The organism is Barnesiella sp. (assembly GCF_022723415.1).
GTDB lineage: Bacteria > Bacteroidota > Bacteroidia > Bacteroidales > Barnesiellaceae > Barnesiella > Barnesiella intestinihominis.
Window position 1 is genome coordinate 1 of sequence record NZ_JAIJHU010000149.1, and the last position, 1,126, is coordinate 1,126.

The 1,126-nt window shown below is 37.1% G+C and carries 1 protein-coding gene; it reads right to left on the reverse strand.

All coding sequences use genetic code 11. The features are described from left to right. Positions 1 to 594 precede the first annotated feature (594 nt). Positions 595 to 1,126, reverse strand: a 532-nt coding sequence (locus QVD32_RS13205) for a hypothetical protein (protein ID WP_287710398.1), incomplete at its 5' end; no start/stop codon positions are given.

Sequence of the window (1,126 nt, forward strand, 5' to 3'; positions counted from 1 at the left end):
TACTTGCCACCCATCTCCTGCAACACGATGTTGCACTTCATCATCTGTCCGTTCTCACTCTTCTGACTCTGTACAGCGAAAGGCTCGCCCTGCTGCACCACTCGCATAATTTTTGTTTCCATAATAAAAAGAAACAAGACCTCGCCTTCCTTTTTAGGCTCATTAGTTAGCAGCTCCGATCTTGCTGAAAGCTGGTGCAAAGATACGGCAGCTAACTGAGGGAAACAATCGTTTTACCACAGGTTTCTCAAATTTGCCACGTTTTTGGTAAAAATCGGGGCTTTTTTGGTAAAAATCAGTTTTTAAGGGAAAATTGAGTAAAAAGTGAAGACAAAATCCGTTTTCTTAACATCAAAAAGCAACTTTTTACCAAAGGTACGCTCAAATAGGCTTCTATTTTCCTTGCTTTTTCTTTGATAAGATATTGGAAATCAGACGATTAAACGTATATTAACAGTTTTACCAAGTCTTTACCAACCTTTGGTAAAAATCGAGGTGACGATAGGTAAATAGAAGTATAGATATAGAAAAAGCGACTCTCAGATTATGAGAATCGCTTAAATGGGGTTCATTCTATTCCTTTCAATATTCAAGCTAAGCAAAATAGAAAGTTCTCTTATATTCAGTCATTTTCTTCAGTTTATCATAAAACTCACGGGCAATTTTATAATCAGGGTCTGTATCTTTATGCCATTCTGCAAAATCCTTATTATGGTTCATGATATTTTCCATTCTTCTAAAAGAATTGCTGATACATTTCTTCTCTGCATCAGGAAACATCAGGTTCATGCGATTGGCAAAGTCATTCTTATCTTGGTCATCTCTAATAATATGGAATGTATATTTCATCAAGCACCATACAATGTACCATTTCTGCTGAGAAACGATATTTCCCTTTATCCAGAATTTCAATATCTCCTCCAACTTCGCAGGATCCACCCAGTTGACAAAGAACGAATCACCATGATGCTCATAATCATCTGCCTTAGCAATTGCGTTTCTAAGATTCTCAAATTCTCCCTGAAACATAAATAGTTTGTTGAAATCATCCGGTAAAGCCTGTTTCTGACAAAGCATGCAAGCAAGTATCTCATTGGGAGAGTCCTCGATATAGCGGATGTCATAC